Source organism: Chitinophaga pendula (assembly GCF_020386615.1).
Lineage (GTDB): Bacteria > Bacteroidota > Bacteroidia > Chitinophagales > Chitinophagaceae > Chitinophaga > Chitinophaga pendula.
Window position 1 is genome coordinate 3,269,813 of the sequence record NZ_CP077769.1, and the last position, 17,130, is coordinate 3,286,942.

Annotated in this window: 15 protein-coding genes; 3 read left to right on the top strand and 12 right to left on the bottom strand. The window is 44.2% G+C overall.

Going from position 1 to position 17,130, the window contains the following annotated elements:
* Window positions 1-557 precede the first annotated feature (557 nt).
* The 4 genes from KTO58_RS11455 to KTO58_RS11470 all read right to left on the bottom strand — a co-directional run bounded on the left by KTO58_RS11455 (window position 558) and on the right by KTO58_RS11470 (window position 3,977).
* Window positions 558-980: a secondary thiamine-phosphate synthase enzyme YjbQ gene (locus KTO58_RS11455; protein ID WP_095841601.1), complete on the bottom strand. Its 423-nt coding sequence runs from the start codon at window positions 978-980 to the stop codon at window positions 558-560.
* Window positions 981-1,104: 124 nt separating this feature from the next.
* Complete coding sequence (locus tag KTO58_RS11460; RefSeq protein WP_095839229.1) at window positions 1,105-2,115, bottom strand: hypothetical protein; 1,011 nt, start codon at window positions 2,113-2,115, stop codon at window positions 1,105-1,107.
* 27 nt (window positions 2,116-2,142) lie between these two features.
* Window positions 2,143-3,252, bottom strand: a complete 1,110-nt coding sequence (locus KTO58_RS11465) for a hypothetical protein (RefSeq protein ID WP_095839228.1) — start codon at window positions 3,250-3,252, stop codon at window positions 2,143-2,145.
* Window positions 3,253-3,263: 11 nt separating this feature from the next.
* Window positions 3,264-3,977 carry a hypothetical protein gene (locus KTO58_RS11470; protein ID WP_095839227.1) on the bottom strand — a complete coding sequence of 238 codons (714 nt, stop codon included), beginning with the start codon at window positions 3,975-3,977 and terminating at the stop codon, window positions 3,264-3,266.
* Between the two features lie 254 nt (window positions 3,978-4,231).
* Here KTO58_RS11470 and KTO58_RS11475 point away from each other — a divergent pair, with 254 nt between their 5' ends.
* Both KTO58_RS11475 and KTO58_RS11480 read left to right on the top strand, forming a co-directional pair.
* Window positions 4,232-4,906, top strand: a complete 675-nt coding sequence (locus tag KTO58_RS11475; RefSeq protein ID WP_095839226.1) for a response regulator transcription factor — start codon at window positions 4,232-4,234, stop codon at window positions 4,904-4,906.
* On the top strand, window positions 4,903-5,946 hold the full coding sequence (locus tag KTO58_RS11480) for a sensor histidine kinase (RefSeq protein ID WP_095841600.1): 1,044 nt from the start codon (window positions 4,903-4,905) through the stop codon (window positions 5,944-5,946). The genes KTO58_RS11475 and KTO58_RS11480 overlap by 4 nt, the downstream gene beginning before the upstream one ends.
* Before the next feature lie 114 nt (window positions 5,947-6,060).
* Here the strand turns inward: KTO58_RS11480 and KTO58_RS11485 are convergent, their stop codons facing one another.
* From KTO58_RS11485 to KTO58_RS11510, 6 genes are all read right to left on the bottom strand, one after another.
* Window positions 6,061-6,402 (bottom strand): Dabb family protein, encoded by a 342-nt coding sequence (locus KTO58_RS11485; protein ID WP_225860202.1) that lies wholly within the window; start codon window positions 6,400-6,402, stop codon window positions 6,061-6,063.
* A 109-nt stretch (window positions 6,403-6,511) separates the two neighbouring features.
* Complete coding sequence (locus KTO58_RS11490) at window positions 6,512-10,441, bottom strand: cobaltochelatase subunit CobN (RefSeq protein WP_225860203.1); 3,930 nt, start codon at window positions 10,439-10,441, stop codon at window positions 6,512-6,514.
* A 6-nt stretch (window positions 10,442-10,447) separates the two neighbouring features.
* Entirely contained in the window at window positions 10,448-10,795 is a 348-nt protein-coding gene (locus tag KTO58_RS11495; RefSeq protein ID WP_095839224.1) for a DUF2149 domain-containing protein, read from the bottom strand.
* 5 nt (window positions 10,796-10,800) lie between these two features.
* Complete coding sequence (locus KTO58_RS11500; RefSeq protein WP_157753023.1) at window positions 10,801-11,349, bottom strand: MotA/TolQ/ExbB proton channel family protein; 549 nt, start codon at window positions 11,347-11,349, stop codon at window positions 10,801-10,803.
* Window positions 11,350-11,376: 27 nt separating this feature from the next.
* Complete coding sequence (locus tag KTO58_RS11505; RefSeq protein ID WP_095839222.1) at window positions 11,377-13,635, bottom strand: TonB-dependent receptor; 2,259 nt, start codon at window positions 13,633-13,635, stop codon at window positions 11,377-11,379.
* 262 nt (window positions 13,636-13,897) lie between these two features.
* Window positions 13,898-14,407, bottom strand: a complete 510-nt coding sequence (locus KTO58_RS11510) for a GNAT family N-acetyltransferase (protein WP_095839221.1) — start codon at window positions 14,405-14,407, stop codon at window positions 13,898-13,900.
* A gap of 111 nt (window positions 14,408-14,518) precedes the next feature.
* On the opposite strand from KTO58_RS11510, the gene KTO58_RS11515 reads away from it, so the two are divergent.
* Window positions 14,519-15,481 carry an alpha/beta fold hydrolase gene (locus tag KTO58_RS11515; protein WP_157753022.1) on the top strand — a complete coding sequence of 321 codons (963 nt, stop codon included), beginning with the start codon at window positions 14,519-14,521 and terminating at the stop codon, window positions 15,479-15,481.
* A gap of 40 nt (window positions 15,482-15,521) precedes the next feature.
* Here KTO58_RS11515 and KTO58_RS11520 read toward each other — a convergent pair whose 3' ends face one another.
* Both KTO58_RS11520 and KTO58_RS11525 read right to left on the bottom strand, forming a co-directional pair.
* Entirely contained in the window at window positions 15,522-16,175 is a 654-nt protein-coding gene (locus KTO58_RS11520) for an MBL fold metallo-hydrolase (protein WP_095839219.1), read from the bottom strand.
* Between the two features lie 10 nt (window positions 16,176-16,185).
* A complete protein-coding gene (locus KTO58_RS11525) occupies window positions 16,186-17,130 on the bottom strand; it encodes an acyltransferase domain-containing protein (protein WP_095839218.1) in 945 nt (314 codons plus the stop codon).

The window sequence follows — 17,130 nt, forward strand, 5'->3', positions numbered from 1 at the left end:
AGATGGTTTTTAAATCAATCATATTTAGCAAGGTGAAATGTTAAAACAATGAGCAGAAGGTCGTTTTCATAAGTTCAATAGGGGTAAACGTGACAAGTTCAGCTTTATGACTGTTGTCGGTCACATTTGTGACAGGTTTCCAACGTTGGCTAATTTCAAATATTTAGGCAGATGTAACAATAGCTCTTTTCTGCAATGGTTTCCTCAATTTTTTTGTATACAGCTGCTGTGATCATGGCGGTGCTTCTAACAGTTTTCTATTAGAACAGTTCATTGTGACTAAATTATTGTCAACCTAGCGTAAGATCTGATATTTTCGTTGCTGATACTTAACGATAGTTGGTGGTGGAAGACCAACGGGTTAAATGTAATAGCAGTGTTTCCGTAATTGTTTTACAACGGGTTAATATGCACAAGATTGATTGCAAGTTGTAAAACCGGCATGAAGATAGTAAAAAATGAATTCAGGCAAAAAAAAATATCCCGTCATTCATGTCGCTGTTGCCATCATATTGCAGTCTTGCTATTTAAATGACCAGGCTGCTGCTTTATCGCGATCAGACGCCCCATGCAGTTATCATGAGTTCTCTTTCTCCGCCGGCATCTCTGTGTTCGCAAAGATAGACTCCCTGCCAGGTACCGAGTGCCAGTTTTCCTTTTCGTATTGGTATCAATACTGAAGATCCCAGCACTGCACTTTTGAGATGAGCGGGCATGTCATCCGATCCTTCATAGTCATGCTGGTAATCCGGATCATTTTCCGGTATCATTTTATTAAAGAACATTTCGAAGTCGGCTCTTACTGTTGGATCTGCATTCTCATTAATGGTGAGGGATGCGCTGGTATGCCTGATGAAGACCTGGCACATGCCTATTTCCAACTGTTGCAACTGGGGTATGGCGTGTATAATCTCGCTTGTTATCAGGTGGAAACCACGTTTTCTTTGTCGTAACCTTATTGCCTGTTGATATATATTCATATGCATTGCCTTTATGCGGCAAAAATATAAAAGATACGTTTGGTATTCGTATCCGGGCGGATCCATAATGAAATAGGCGCCTTTACCGGCGCCTATTTCATTATGGATCCTAATTTCTTTGGTTTTATTTTAAAGACAGCAGGAAACCAATGGTAAAGTTTGCATCCCAGTCGAATACGAAGGTATCACAATTGGTAGCGTCCTTTATTGCCTTGTAAATATTTAAGCCGCTTTTTACTTTGATTTTATCGGAAGCATACTGGCCGGGTTCGTTCAAAACGGTAAAGCGTTCTTCTCCATCCCGTATTTCTTTTGCCAGTTCAAAAGGTACACCACCGATGATAAAACATATTTCGCGTTTACCTGCGGGGATCTTTTCTGCCAGTGATTTAATCTGCGCATATATGGCATCATCTTTCAATTCTTTCTCATAATATTTGGCACCCGGGCCTTCCAGCGACTTGATTGCATCGCCTTCCATCCAGGAAATTTTGGTATTACCGGAGCCAATATCTACTACGAAGGAGTTATCATTATAAGAGGGAGGCAACACACTCTTTAGTGCGAGTTTACCTTCCTGCTCTGCTGTTACGAGGTTAACTACATATCCCATTTTTTTCAGCTCGCTGGAGATTGTAGCTGTTTTGGGTTCTTTCTGGGCGCCGGAGCTGATCACAAAGTGTACGTTCTTTGATTTTACACCTTTGTCAAACATTGCGCCTATATATTCTTTCAGTCCTGTTCTGATATCGGCGGTAGTCGCCATACCCTCATATACGAAGGATTTTCCGAAATCTTTTGATACGATTTCCCAACGTTTTTCTTTATCGATTTTTACGACAAATGAATTGAAGCCGGACGCGCCTACTTCTACCACACCTTTCATTTCTCCATCTACAGGTTTTTCGGGGGTATAGTTGAAGCTCCTTCTTTCTGCCGTCTTCTTTGTTGCTGTAGTAGCGGGTTCATCTTTGGAGGTAGCTGCGGCTTCTTCTTTAACAGGAGTTTCCTTGTTAGCCGAGGCATCCAGCTTACCGCTGTCGAATGCCCAATAACCAATGCCTATGATAGGAACAGCAATAATGAGCGCTTTGATTGGCCAACGCAACCTGGCCCAGGTTGATTTCTCTTGCATATGAAAAACTGTATTTGAGTTATTTGGTTAGTCTAATAATGAAAATCCTTTGTCGACCTTTTCTTCCGGTTTTAATTCATAGTAAGAATCGGCCATCTTGCTTACATTGAGCATCTTGAGGTTACGCTCATCTACTTTACGGATAAATTCCTCGAGTTCGTTCTGGGAAGGTGTACCTCCAACTGTGATGTTATTGTTCTGATCCAGAAAATCCAGGTTAGAGCGTATAGATGCAATATTCTGACTGATGGCACCTGTTGCTGCGTTCATTGCTTCCTGGAATACCCAGCCATCTTTTATATTAAATACTTCTGCCAGACCTTCTGTAGCATTTTTCATTTTTTGGGTGGCTTCCAGTTTTTTGGAGATAATTGAAATACTGCTGTCCAATGTACTCACATAGATCCTCGCAGCGCTTTCATTATCTTTTAATACTTCCAGCACTTTAGCAAACTGATTGGCGTATTGGACATAACTTCTTGCGTTTTGTTCTTCGGCTTCTCCTTCTTTACCCAACAGGAAGGCTTTAGTCCTGGTTTCTTTAGCATCCCGGGCGTATTCATTAGCCTTTTCGGAATTGTTATTGGTGTTTTCCTGCTTACTCTTTTCCTCGAGTGCAGCGGCTTCTACCGTAAAACGTTTGGCATAGTTGTATTTTTCTTCCGCTGTCTTCTGGGCGGTTTCTCCACTCTGGATCATATCAATACGGACCCCATCTACATTTGCAATTTTGTCTTTTACTCTCTTCAGGGTATCTTTTGCATCCCGGGATAACAACTGCAGTGTTTCGATCGGGTTGTTACGCACGATCGCTTTTTCTCCTTTAAATAGCAATACTGTTCCGAGCCTGTGTAATACTGCGATAATTTTGGGCGCCAATAGCAGCAATACTATCAGAATAATGCTGAAAATGACTAGCAGGATACTTTTGGCAGCATACTCCAGCATGATCGGGAGGAATTTGAAGAATGCGAATGCTCCACCAAGTATCAATGCCCAGAAAAAAATGTTTGCTACCGTCTTTTTCGCTTCGGGCGTCTGTAATTGATTAGGCAAATGATCGCCTAAAACCTGGAAAATTGGAAGTTGGCTCTTCAATTCTGCAGGAATGTTAACCTGTTGACTTTTATTTACCATAGGTTGGATGATTATATAACGTTGTCTATTAAGTTCAGTGCGTGTCTGATGTCTGCTACTACTTCTGCTACTGCCGTGTTGCCGATCGATATTTTATTATCTATATCTCTGATCTGCGGTTCATATTTGCTATTGATCTCTCTGAGTTCTTTCTGTTTGGACTGTAGTTGACGAGACAGTTCCTCCAGTTTTTTCTCCAGTTGTACAATCTCTTCTCCCAGGTTAGCTTTTTCTTTTACCTGGTTCTGTTCTATTGTTTGTTTTTGTTGCTGTTTCTGTGCGGTTTCGCGGTTGATCACATTCTGTAATTCTTCCAAGTAATACTGACCGGATGTTTTCAGTTTATCTTTACTGAGTCCTTTATCTACGTACTTCAGGGAGGTAAAAGCCGCTTTCAGGGTATTACCATCCACACTTCCCATTTCGGCCGCTGCATTCCAGACCTCAAAAAAATCTATGCCTGGTTGGTTTAGTTTCTCCAGCATCTCCAGCACTTTTACTTTCATTTGCTTCACATCTCCTACTGGTAGGCCAGCAGCCTGTGACAAGGGAGTAATCACGGGTCCGGGTACCGTTGTTAACGGCGTATTTGATGGGGTAGCATTAGCCGAGGAGGCTGAAGGCGGTGCAGGTGCCGCAGGCTCCTGTTCCGGGCTATCCTCAAAAATCAGCTTCTTTAAACTTTTCAAGATACCGAATGAATTTTTCTCTTTTCCTTCGCTCATAGGTGCTCTTTATAATGCTAAAAATAGCAAATTTCTTGATCCAAGCATATGTTTTTAAGTTAATTCAAAGATATAATGTACTGAAAGACATAGATAAGCGGCCTGATATCTCCTATTTTGCCCCTTTTTTGCCACTGGTGTATTGACTTGATCCCTACCCTGCACTATATACTATTTGTCAGTAAATTACGAATTCAAAAAACAAACCATGACAACATTCAGATTTCTTTCAGATTCTATCAATAATTTTACAGATGAAAATTCTCATCATAGAAGATGAAGTTGATCTGGCGCAAAGTATTGGAAGTTATCTCGCCGATGAACATTATTTGTGTGAGTATGCAGTCTCATTTGCAGCGGCGATGGAAAAAATCGACATTTATGAGTACGATTGCATCCTACTTGACCTGATGTTACCAGGAGGTGATGGTTTTAGGATACTTGAGGAATTGAAAACCCAGGGGAAGAGGGATGGTGTTATCATTATATCAGCAAAAAATTCTCTCGAGGACAAGATTAAAGGACTTCAAACGGGTGCGGATGATTATCTTACAAAGCCCTTTCATTTATCTGAGTTGGCTGCACGTATATATTCGCTTATCCGACGCAAGCAGTTTGAAAATGTTAATGTTATAGAGCAGAATGAATTAAAGATCAACCTGCTCAGTAAAGTCGTTACTGTAAACGAGCATCCTATCCCGCTTACAAAAAAAGAATTCGACCTGCTTCTTTATTTTATCAGCAATAAAAACAAAGTAGTCTCTAAAAGTGCGTTGGCGGAGCATTTATCGGGAGAGGTGGCCGATATGTTCGACAATTATGATTTTATTTATGTGCATGTCAAAAATCTCAAGAAGAAGCTTTCGGAGGGAGGTTGTGAGAATTACCTGAAAACGTTATACGGTACTGGTTATAAATGGGAAATATGAGTAAACTCCTACATCGTTCTCTAAAAAGGTTTATCATATACTCCGGTCTGGTATTGGTATGCAGTATACCTGTATATTATATTACCATCAGTTTTTTATGGCAGTACGAGATGGATGAACACAATATTATTCTTACGGATGAAGCGTTGCGGGAGGATCGCTTTTTGATCGTCGGCGCTGTCACGTTACTCACTGTCATCTTCTTTGCGTTACTGATGGCCGGCTTTATACTGCTCAACAGAAAAATATCCCATCAGCTATGGCAACCCTTCTATAAAAGTCTGGGTCAGATAAGGAATTTTCACATTCATCATCAGCGTACCTTATCTTTTGAGTCATCGGATATTGAAGAATTCTCTGAGTTGAATCAAAGTCTTGCCAAATTGATTGCCGGAAATATTACTGCCTATGATCAGCAGAAGGAATTTGCAGATAATGCTTCTCATGAGTTGCAGACGCCGCTTTCTATTATACAGTCAAAACTGGATCTTTTACTACAAAGCAAGCCCTTATCAGACGAGCAATATCATATTATTGAAGATGCCCACAGGGCCCTGGCAAGAGTAACCAGGATCAATAAAAACCTGCTGTTATTGACAAACATAGAAAACAGCCAGTTCATGGATCGGGAAACACTAGATTTTTCCGGCCTAATTGAAAACAGTATAAGTCAGTTTAACAACTTTATCACCAACAAGAACCTGCTGCTTGAGGACGCTATTCAACCGCAAGTATTTATAGAAGGTAATAAGATACTGATTGAAATATTGGTCAACAATTTACTTACCAATGCTATCCGTCATACGGCTGAAAATACTTCTATTAAAATCTCACTTACGCCACACTTATTATCTATTTCGAATCCTGGTCCTGTTGCCCTACGACAGGAACAAATTTTCAGGCGGTTTGCCACTGCGTCCTCCTTATCTCCCGGCACAGGGCTTGGATTAGCTATTGTAAAACAGATCAGTAACAGGTATGGATGGAATATTAACTATTCTTTTTCTGACGGTTTGCATACTTTTCAACTCCTCTATTAGTCATTGATCCTTTTCTAATTTACCTGCGATGCATCTATTTTAAAAAGGAATCCGGCATTTATAAAAAAACCGATCCGGTCGGCCGGATCGGTCGTAAAGAGTAGACAATGTCTATTACTCTTGCCAATAATCGAATGCCAATACTTTATCCAGTACGGGCTTCAGTATCTTAACGAAAGCTACATGATCCGGAGCGACCAGGTAACTGTCCCGGTCGGCCTCTGTGGCGAAACTCAGAAAAAAACAGTGGGTAAATCCGTCGTTGAGATGCTCCGGGCTATTATTGATACCGGATTCCAAGGCTTTCACCTCTTTGATTTTGGTGGACAATGCTTTAAAAGCATCTATTACTTTTTGTACTTCCTCTTTACCCTTTTCCTCTTTGAATTTCAACAAAACCATGTGCCGCAATACTTTTGTGGTATGGTGTTCTTGTGCCTGTGTTCCTATTGCCATAAAAAATAACGTTACTGATAAAACAATATATTTTTTCATTTCTAGGTCTTTGAAATAGGTTATTATATCTATCAAATGTAACATCATTATGGCTATTACACTCGAAAAATCAGGTCCGGGGGGGTGTTTGCCTCCACCATCCCAGTAGAAATATTAATGCCAGTCCAAGTAAGAGGCCACCTATGAGCCACCAGTCACGTCTGTTGCCGGCGGTGTGTTCGTTCAGTTCCCATCTTTTTTGTTCTACCAATTGTTTGCCAGACACCGTTTTACCGGCAGCGGTTGCTCCCGCATTAGTTTTCATCATATCCAGCTGGGCCTGGTATTTCCCGGCTAAGGCAGCCCCTCCGGGTACTCGCTGGAGGATACCTTTAATATACCTGGTTAGCCCCGGTGCATTACAGACAGCACTATTACACGCCGGCCCCTTTGCATTGACCGTGTTGGTAAGTGTGGTGGCCATGGTACGTAATTGTTCTTCGGAAGCCTGCCAGTATCCTTTTTCTGTCGCTTCCAACATGGTAGCCAACAGCGCTTGTTGTGCGAAGGGATTGTGTTTTTCAAAGTACTTATCCAGTCCTAATTGTTCCCGATCTTTTACATATACATCGTATACTTCATTCCAGTCTTCATCTTTTACCATATCCGGTGTTGTAACATCCCAGAGCATCATATTTTCGGTAAATGCTTCCATGTACCTGGCTCCATCATAACCGTGCTCCATCATTGCTTTCATCCATTTGGGATTCAGGTATCGACTTCTGAGCTCCTTATGAAAGAAGAGATGCAGTGGGGTACTGGTAGCATCTTCCGGATGCTGCATGTCATTGATGAACATATCCGGCTGGCGTCCTGTGGTGTTTTTGACTGCCAGGTTATAGGCGCCAAAGTAGGCAGCCACCATAGGGTGGTCCAGTATCCCATAAGCGTTGGAAGAACGGCTGAAGGCCGCGGCGTCGACATCTTTTACATTCAGTTCGAACAAGCTGCGTTGATAGTCGGCGAAGGCCTCTTCTCCATAAGCGTATGCCATTCGGTCTAGGTAAAGTTTCGATAAGGTAGTATCGCTTTTCCAGGACTCTCCTTGTTCTGTTGCGAATTCCAGGTTGGTGGAATAAGCGCCGGTATTGCCGGAGAAGATGCGAGCTGTTGCGGACTGGTTTTGCGGCTTCAGCTGCTGGCGATACTTTTCTGTATTTTTCCAGACCCAATTTTCGTTCTCTTTTACGGCAGCTGCCAGCTTCACCGCCTTATCCAATAATTTGATCTTATCGCCAAAATGGTCTCTGTAGGTCCCTGAAGTGGTGATCAGTACGTCAATACGAGGTCTTTTCCAATTTGCGGACGGTATAAGCCGTACGTCCATCACCTGCCCTTTGGAATTCCATACCGGCTCCACTCCCATCAGGTATAATATCTCAGCCTCTGTCACTCCTTGTGTATGGGTGATCTCCGAAGACCAGAGTACAAAGGCGATCTTTTTGGGATAGGCACCTTTTCCATGTTTTTCTTCATATTGCAGTAACAGCTGGTCGGCCATTCTTTGTCCGAGTTCCCAGGCTTCTTTGGAAGGGACAGCTTTCACATTAACAGGGTACGGGTTTCTACCGGAAGGTAGTGACAGGGGGTTTCTGACGGGATCATCTGAAGGACCGGTTGAGATGTACCTTCCATTCAGCGCCCTTATTATCTGTGTAACCTCGTTGTCTGTCTGCTGTAATAATGTCTGATATTCCAGGGCCTGTTTTAATTGTAGTTGTAATAACGTGTCCTTGCCTGTATGGGATTGTCGCGTCACCAGATCGATCGGCTGTCCTTGCAACAGTATCTGCCGCAACCATGTTTTGACCACCTCCCGTTTGTTTTTTCCCGGCGCCAATTGTTCCAGCTCTTTACCCAGCATACCTGCGACCATATCAACGAGCAATTCGCCTTGCGGTGCGTTACCTAGAATATGCCCTCCTGCCGGCATTCTCTCTTTCGACATATTTAGCAAGTAGCGACGTACTTCCTGAATGAGTGTAGCCGGAGCCTGTTGCGCGAGGGTATCTTTGCCTATATCTTTGTCAAGTCCCTGCGCCTTTATCTTTGCCAGGATATTTTTTTCCAGGCGTTCCTTTAATACGGCGTTTGCGGCGTCTTGCCAATCTCCGATCTTATCATACAGCAACTGCAGGGAGTCGTCTAAGCCGGCAGTGGTGGTTGTCGTAATATATCCGATTGTCAATGCGTTGGCTCTTCTTTTATTACCCGGGCCTGATCCTGCAATAAGGGGTACTACGCTGATATGTGGTAGATTACCGATGAGGGTTCCTACCCAATCGTTGCGGGCAGGTCCTTCCTGTTTGCCAGGCATCAGTGATAGCTGCGTGAATAAGCTGATGAATGCATGCGGCTGACAGGATCGTTTCATCCATTCATAGAAGGCGATATAGGCATGGTTGGGGGGGATCGCCTCTTTACCATATATCAGTGAAGGGTTATCCTGCAGTCCCCAGTTAGGGTGTGGCGCCAATATGATATTACCATATTGCAGGACCGGGATCAGGAATTCTTTCTGACCGGCGGCATTAGTTGTCGTCATTAATTTACCCGGCGGAGGTCCCCATTTACGGATGACCTCTTCCTGCTGTTCTTTTGGATAACTATGGAACCAGGATAGGTATTCGGCTTCCGGTATACGGATCACGGGGCCATTTTGTGTTCTCTTTTGTAACTCTCCGGGTGCCCATGTACCGACGTTCGAGGCATGTAAAGACATGTCTCTGGCTAACTCCGTAGCGCCAGGTAGCGGTTGTGTACCTACGTTATATCCCTCCTGCTGCCATCTTTTCAGCAGTTTTTCCAAACTGCCGGGAACATCCAGGTAAGCATCGATATCAGCTCCAACGGTAGCTTTTCCACTCCCTTCGCTATAATAGGTCACTACTATCTTTTTCTGTGCATTAGGTGTACGTCTAAGTTTTGCCCAGGCGAGCGCTCTTTCTACTCTCCAGTCTACCTGGTCCTGGATTGGCATGGTATATCTGCGCCCCTGTTCTACTTCTTCTGCTCCTATATTGATCGGTTCAAAGACACCATCTCTTTCTGTAAAGAAAAATCGATCGGACATATCAGGGGCAAAGCCGCCCGGATCACTTATCCATTCTGCCCGGCTTTTATAATAATGCGTGACAGCTCCCAACAGTGGCACATCAAGCCGCTGTGCTGACAGTCGTCCTGCTTCTGGTTTATTAAAGTCCAGGAACATTCCACCATACAACATGACATCCACTATTGGCTTGCCAGCTATCGTAAACAGGGAGTCGATCCTGAACGGCCCTTTGGCTACTAACGTGATGGGTCTGGCGCCATGCGCTTTTATGCTATTGATCAAGGCATCAATATGCCGCATATCTTGTTTGACGTAATTGCTTTGGTAAAACGCCAAGCCCACTGTAACGGGGTCAGCGACTCCCGGTACGACCTCGTTATCATACCACTGCAGATATGCGCCTGCTGATGTAAACAGGCTGTCCCTACCCGGATAGTAAAACCCGGCGGCAGGATATATACGAGGGGGTGTTATTTTGATCTTTAGGCCGAAGATACGTGCTCCGATATAAGACAACAGACCACTGTAATTCTCTTCGTTGCCATTAGACCAGTATAGCGGTATATCGGGATGATCCGCTACGGATATATTACCTTTTGCCAGCGGAGTTTCCAGGAACAAGACTTTTGTCTTTGCTTTGAGCGAGTCGACCTGGGGCAGCATTAGTGAGAGGCGTGCCCCCATGCTTTCAAAAATGACCAGGTCATGTTGGGCCAGTTCATCTAATGAATAAGGCGGCAGTTCTCCTCCATCCACTCCATAGAGGTCTATTTGCAGCTTATCTTTAAAGTGGGCTGCAGCAGCCTTAAATGCATATGGATCATGTTGCAGATGTGGCGACACGATCGCTATAGAAGGCTTTTTACTGATAAGGTGGCAGGAAGCAAATGCGCATAGAAGAACACACAAAAGATATAGATAAATTGCCTGTCGTTGTGTTACCATAATATATTATTTTACCTGTTCATCCGGGACATAAATTACCTGTCCATTTTCCAACTGATAGGCAGTACCCAGTCTTACCCCGTTTCCGGATTGTTGTTTGCCTGTCAGCTTACTTGAGATGATTTGGTTGTCTTTTTTTTCCAGCACTTCCATTTCTCCATTTTTGTCCTTCCGGGTGAGTGTCCATTCGCTATCTTTTTTCAAGAGGTCGCTACCGGACAACAATGTGAATAGTGCTCCAATGACTGCTACGATAAAGGCGATACTGACATCAAATAGCTGGGCTACTCCCGCTATAGGATCATCTTCTATCGATTCTTCGGCGTGTCCTATCTTACTTCTCAGAAATCGCATTCCTATTAAATTTTATGCTTAAGCGCGGTGTGGTAACTATTATATATCTTTTCGGCCTGACCGGAAAGGGTGAACAGGTCATTACGTTGCCATCTGAGCCGTACGTGCATAATGGTAAAAGCAATCCCACCAATTACCAACCCTAACACAGTGGTAGAGAAGGCGGTGATCATCTGGTTGGACAAACCCGCCATATCTCCCTGCGACAGCCCACTGAGGGCTCTGGCCATAGGTGTCAGGGTACCTATTAATCCTAATGTAGGTCCCATTTTGATGCTATACTTTGCTTCTCTTATGGATCTTTCTGCTGACTGTTCTGCCTGATGTAGTATCCTTTGCAGTGCCAGTTCAGCTTCTTCCCGGCCAGGCACCTCCACCGTTTTCAGCGCGGCTATATAGGGTGCAGTAAAATATCCCTCATTGCGACTGCGGCGCCAGTATTCTTTACAGAAAAGTCCCAGGCTATAAAATATCTTCACCAGTAAGAATAATAAGACGGCGATCACCGGAAAAAAAAACAAGGATGACAGCCCATATAAGATTGTATCGAGCATTTTCATTATGAAAGTTTATGCAGATGATTAATGATGTATGTTTTTACCAAACTGGTAGGTATACCTTATGCGGTAATTCCGTCCCGGCATATTATAACCACGTTTTTCATAGTAGTTCTCATCTGTAATATTGGCGACGGCGACGCTGATCTGGTGCCTTCTGGTAACGGCATAATTGATTGCCGCGTCCATTGTCATAAAAGCAGGATATTGTACGAGAGGTCTCAATGGGTCGTTAAAGTCGGTATCCCATCTCTTTCCTACATACCGGCCTGTCAGGCGGACGCCATATTTCCCACCACGGCTATATTCAACGCCATAATTAATATTTGCAGTAGCCACATTCTGTATTGCTGCTTTTGTTGTTGTTCCGTTGGTAGCCACGGTAATATCATCGGCTTTAAATGTCCGTGTAATGTTCGTAAAGAAGCGTAAGGAATACCTGTAGTTGACCAGGGCGCCCAGGTCATAACTCGCCATGATCTCCAAGCCACTGATCGTGCTCCTATTGGCATTAAAATAATTGGTTACCGCGGTAACGACATCCCCATCCAGGGTTTCGGGGGTTGCGGGAGGCGCTGATCTGGAAACGATCCTGTCTGTTACCCGGGTATTAAAAAAGGTAATATCTGCGGCTATCCCTGAGCGTACGTGTTCATAACGCAAGCCCAGGTCTCCGGATAAGCTGCTTTCATTTTTCAGAGAGGGGTTGCCTCTTGCTATTACTACTTTTCCGGTGCCTTTACCGGATACCTGGTAACCTGCCACATTATATGCATCTGGTGTTACGAAAGCCCGTCCGATGCTACCGTGCATAGTGAGGGAAGGTAAAATGTCGTATTGTGCGCTTATACTGGGGCTTACAAAAAGGTTTGTTTTGGCGCCAGTTATTAATGTCTGCGAGAATGCAGGGGTGGACTCCACTGCAAAACGAGTGACGTCGAGCCGGATGCCCGGATTCACTTTCAACCTATCTGAGAGCCAGGTGAATTGCCCCTGTACATACCATCCATTGGTTATCAACGCGGCATTAGGGGCAGTAGTGCTTTCTTTTTGCGTAGCATTGACAGGCGCTGCATAACTTAGCGTCTGGGATACAGTACGATTATAATCATATCCGACGATCAACCGTTGTTTACGCAAGTGTATAATATCCCTGAGCTGTATGCCATACCATTGATAAGTATTAAGGCCAGATTGGTAAGGGGTATCGATCACTATGCCACGTGCATTACGGATGGCAAACGTTTTCGATTGTTCTTTTGCATAATAAAGGCGGGCCGACAATTCGTTGTTGCGGATACGTCCCGTTAGTGCCGCTTCACTATTATAACGAAGGATGTTCTTTAATCCGGCACCTGCCTCTCCCGAGAATATATCTCCCGGAGATTCAACATCTTTTGCATTGAACAATGAGCCGCTGATATCTACCCGCCAGACGGAGTCCAGCTGGTATCCTATACGTGCTGCTGTAGAGTAATAGGCATACCTGGTGTTGGGCCTTTTCTGGCCGTCGCCCCGGGCGTCATTCACTAAGGTGTCTTTACCATTCGCATAGATATTGCGTGCATCCTTGCTGCCTAACCAATCCCTGAACAGATTTCCCTTACCAATATTAAAGTTTGCATCCCTATCGAAATAGGTACCTGAGATATCAAAATCCAGTCGTCTGGTGATATTCCCTCCCGCTCTTCCCCCGAATTGGAAAGTACTGAAGCTACCGTAATCGGCGAACAGGTTACCGGATATTTGTCCGGAGGACTGTAAAGGAATGATATTAATGACCCCACCCATGGCTTGTGAGCCATACAAAGCGGAAGCCGGTCCTTTCAGGACTTCTATGTGATCTATATTGTTCAGGTCAATCGTACCGAGGTTTGTCGTACCCGCTGGACGACCGTTGATCAATAGTAGTGTACGTTGGTTTATACCGGAAAATTGTGGGCGGAATCCTCTGATACCCACTCCGGAGAGTATGCCCGGGTATTGAATAACATTGACACTTGTTGTCTTTTTGACAATATCGGTCACATCTAAGGCAGGGGTTGCTGCAATATCCTTGTTGCTGATCAGCTCTATTTTCTGCGGTACATCCTTCAGCCGCTGCCGGCTCCTTCCGGCAGTCACTACTACCTCTTCCAGTGCGGTATGGGCATTTTTCATTTTTACAGGTATGGAATCGAGTGATCCCTCCGGACGCTGTTGTGCAACAGCTACATGATCCAATAGCAGACACAGGCATCCTACACCGAATGCCAGTCTGTTTAAAAAACTGGTTGGCAACATAAATAAGTATAGATAAAGATTCGCATGCGATGTCTGATCGCACGGTTAAATAATAACTGTCCCCTAGTGTGGTGAGGTAGATACCTACCCTATTAGCAGCAAATCTCTATTTAATTTCTCAATTATGCAACTATGTTTCAAAAAATATTTTACTTCTTACCGACTTACTTTCCAGGTCCAAGACAAGATTGATAAAAATAAAGATGCCGGAAGGATCTGTTTGAAAGGATCTTTCCGGCACCAATTAGCTGTTATGGCCTATCTATATGTCTTTGGCCAATACCATTAGCGTAATAGGTTGTTTTGGTTTGCCAAAACGGCCATCATCATAAAATGGTAATATCTCTCCTGTAAATTGGTATCCGTGACGTTCGTACCAGGCTATCAATTCTTTCCGGTTTTTTATTACGGACATGGTAATCTTTTGGCAGTTATTTTGTTTTGCAAATACCTCTCCTTCTTCCAGCAATATCTTACCAATACCTTTGCCTTGCAGTTCCGGGGATACGGTGAGCATTCCCAGGTATAGCGCATTCTTTCTGATCTCAAGATAGACAGTGCCGGTGATGGTGTTTGATTCACTTGTATACTTTAATATGGTTGCTGATGTGTGCTTGAAAAGCTCTTCCAACATTTCCTGGCTAATCCGTTCTCCATCAAAAATATCGGCTTCGCTGGTCCATCCTTTCCGAGAATGTTCGCCCCTGTATGCGTTATTAATCAGGTGTATCAGTTCCGGTACGTCTTTGATTGTAGCTTTTTCAACTGGCATAATGAGTATAATAGGCGTTAAAGATAGGTATCTTTCGTTCATCAAGCATGTCTGTGCGGTTTGATTTTATAGGATAGTTTTGTTAGATTTACTACTATCAAGACCATGCTTATGCTTCACTACGTCATGTCCCGTTACGCCATTATTATCCTCTTTTCTACTGCATTGTTTATGAGTTGTCAGTCGCGGCAGCTTACCCGTGGGGAGCAAACACTTGTTACCAATGACAGTATTTCGCTGCGATATAAGGTTTCTGGGAAAGGGATGCCCTGTATATTTGTTCACGGTGGCCCTGGCGGAGGCTACTTATCCTTTGAAAAGATGGGCGGTGATAAACTGGAGGACTGTCTTACGATGGTATATTACGACCAGCGGGGTTCCGGAAGTGCGCCTGTTGCTGCCGATTACCGTCTTCAGCGTATGGTACAGGATATAGAGGAGCTCAGGAGGCGTTTAGGAGTTGATAAGATCTTGTTAATGAGTCATTCCTTTGGTGGTATTATTTTAATGGAATATGCGCTTCGGTATCCGCAACATGTATCGGGCCTTATCCTGGTCAATTCTACCTTACATTTTCTGAACGGTCCGTCGACGGCCGCACAGATAGAATATGGTTATCATCTGTTAGGAAAGGATACGACTATCCAGGAGACTAATCCTGATTCTTTGTTCAGTATGTCTTTATCAGTCCGGTCTCAAATGAGTAAGCAACGTATTGGATATAAGTTTCTAACTGAGGATATTAATACGATCATAAAGCTGGATAGTCTTGATGAGCGATATCCGCGGACGAATGATTTTGCCAATAAGCTATTTGAACCCATTTTTGATCCCTCCAAACCAACCAAGTATCCTGAGTACCGTAAGGATTATACGGAGCAGACTACTGCTATTAAGGCGCCCGTGCTGGTGATTACCGGTAAAAAAGATTACGCTATAGGGGTAGCTCATTATAAGCGGTTCCGGTTTCCTCATCAACAGGTGGTACCTATTGATGGCGGGCATTTGTTGTATTACGAAAACAATGCGGCGTTCAAGAACGCTGTTTGTCGGTTCGTTCAGCAACTAAAATAGTACCATTCGCTACAGGAAGCTGTTTTTCCCTACATTTTTCTCACCTGAAAGCAAAGGGATTGGGGCGGTTTTTCCTCATTCTGAAATCAATAAATTCCTCTTTTTTCTCGAACTGGAAGTAGATATTATTTTTCAGCAGGAAGCGAAGTTCTTGTCCGGGATCGTCTCCGAAGGAGTGTCCTGGCCAGATCAGTGTACGGCCTGGCAGATATGCTTTCAGCAATTGAATGGAATCGAACAGTAGTGCTGCATGGCGATGATCGCAGATACCTACTCCTTCTATAAACACCGTATCGCCGGTGAACAAATGAGGTCCGAGCAGGAAGCAGGTGCTGCCACTGGTGTGTCCAGGTGTGAGGATGGGGGTAATATTAAAGTCTGCCAAGGTAAATGTATCGAGGTGTCTGACCGATACGAGGTTGGGGCAGCTGAATCCTGATTTGTCGATCTCTTCTGCAGACATATACGCGGGGATACCTTTGTTCCTGGCAAAGTCTGCCGCGAGATCGATATGATCAGGATGTGCATGTGTCAGCAGGACTGCCTTTACCATGATCCTGTTATCGAGCAAGAAATCATTGATAAGGTGGTAATCCCAGGCGGGATCCACGAGTATGCCCTTACGTTGCTGATAGATCAGATAACATTGGTTCCTGATATTACTACCAGACACCTCAAACATTTTAACTTCCATTTGCCGGTAATTATTGAATCATTGCCTGTAATTTTTTTAATTGTTCCATTTCCCTTTTAAAGGGGCTCATAATCTGGAAAATGCCGGCCTGGGATGTTGCCGGCAGATTATACTTCAACATGGTTGCGCTGGCACCGGAGGGGCCCATATCAATATAAAAGCAAGGCCCCTTTGCTTCTGTTGTGCTGACGGTATGGGAGAAGCTGCTAAACCGGCTGACGGCTTCCCAGAAGTAGTTTGTTGTCAGCGCGGGTAATTCTTTTCCCATATATCCAGAAACGAAACTTATTGCCGGTTTATTCAGTGTTGTTGCGGCGGTATACAACGCATAGTCATTACGCGCAATATTGATAAGAGGGGAATGAAAAGGGCAAGTGACAGGCAGCCGGACAAAGGATATACCATTTAAAGATAATTCAACCTGGAACAGGTCCAGTTGTACTGCGGTGCCCGCCAATGTAAAATGTCCCGGGAAGTTATCTGCGGCCAGGAACAGGTGATAATGTTCATATAATGGCCAGACATTTTCCTTTTCTGTGAGTACGACGAGCATTCCACCTTCTATATCATGGCGAAGGATGGACTTTGCCTGTTCCAATGCGGCTTCTATTGCGGCATCTGCGCTCCATATGCCGGCGGCTACTCCTGCGGCAAACTCTCCCAGGCTGTTACCGGATACACAAGCTGGAACAATATCCAATGCCCTCAGGGTATCGAATAATGCGATCTCTACGGCTACGATAGCCGGATGGGTGATCAGCAAGTCATCAAAAGGCGCATCGGGTTGTTGATAATACAACTCTCTGATGATAGATCGATGTAACATCCTTTGTATGATCCGCTCGCTTTTCTCAAGGCTCCGGCGGAATATGGCATGCTGTTCGTACAATTGCTGTCCCATCCCGCGGTAGTGGCTGCCCTGCCCTGAAAATAACATCACGATACGCTTATCCAT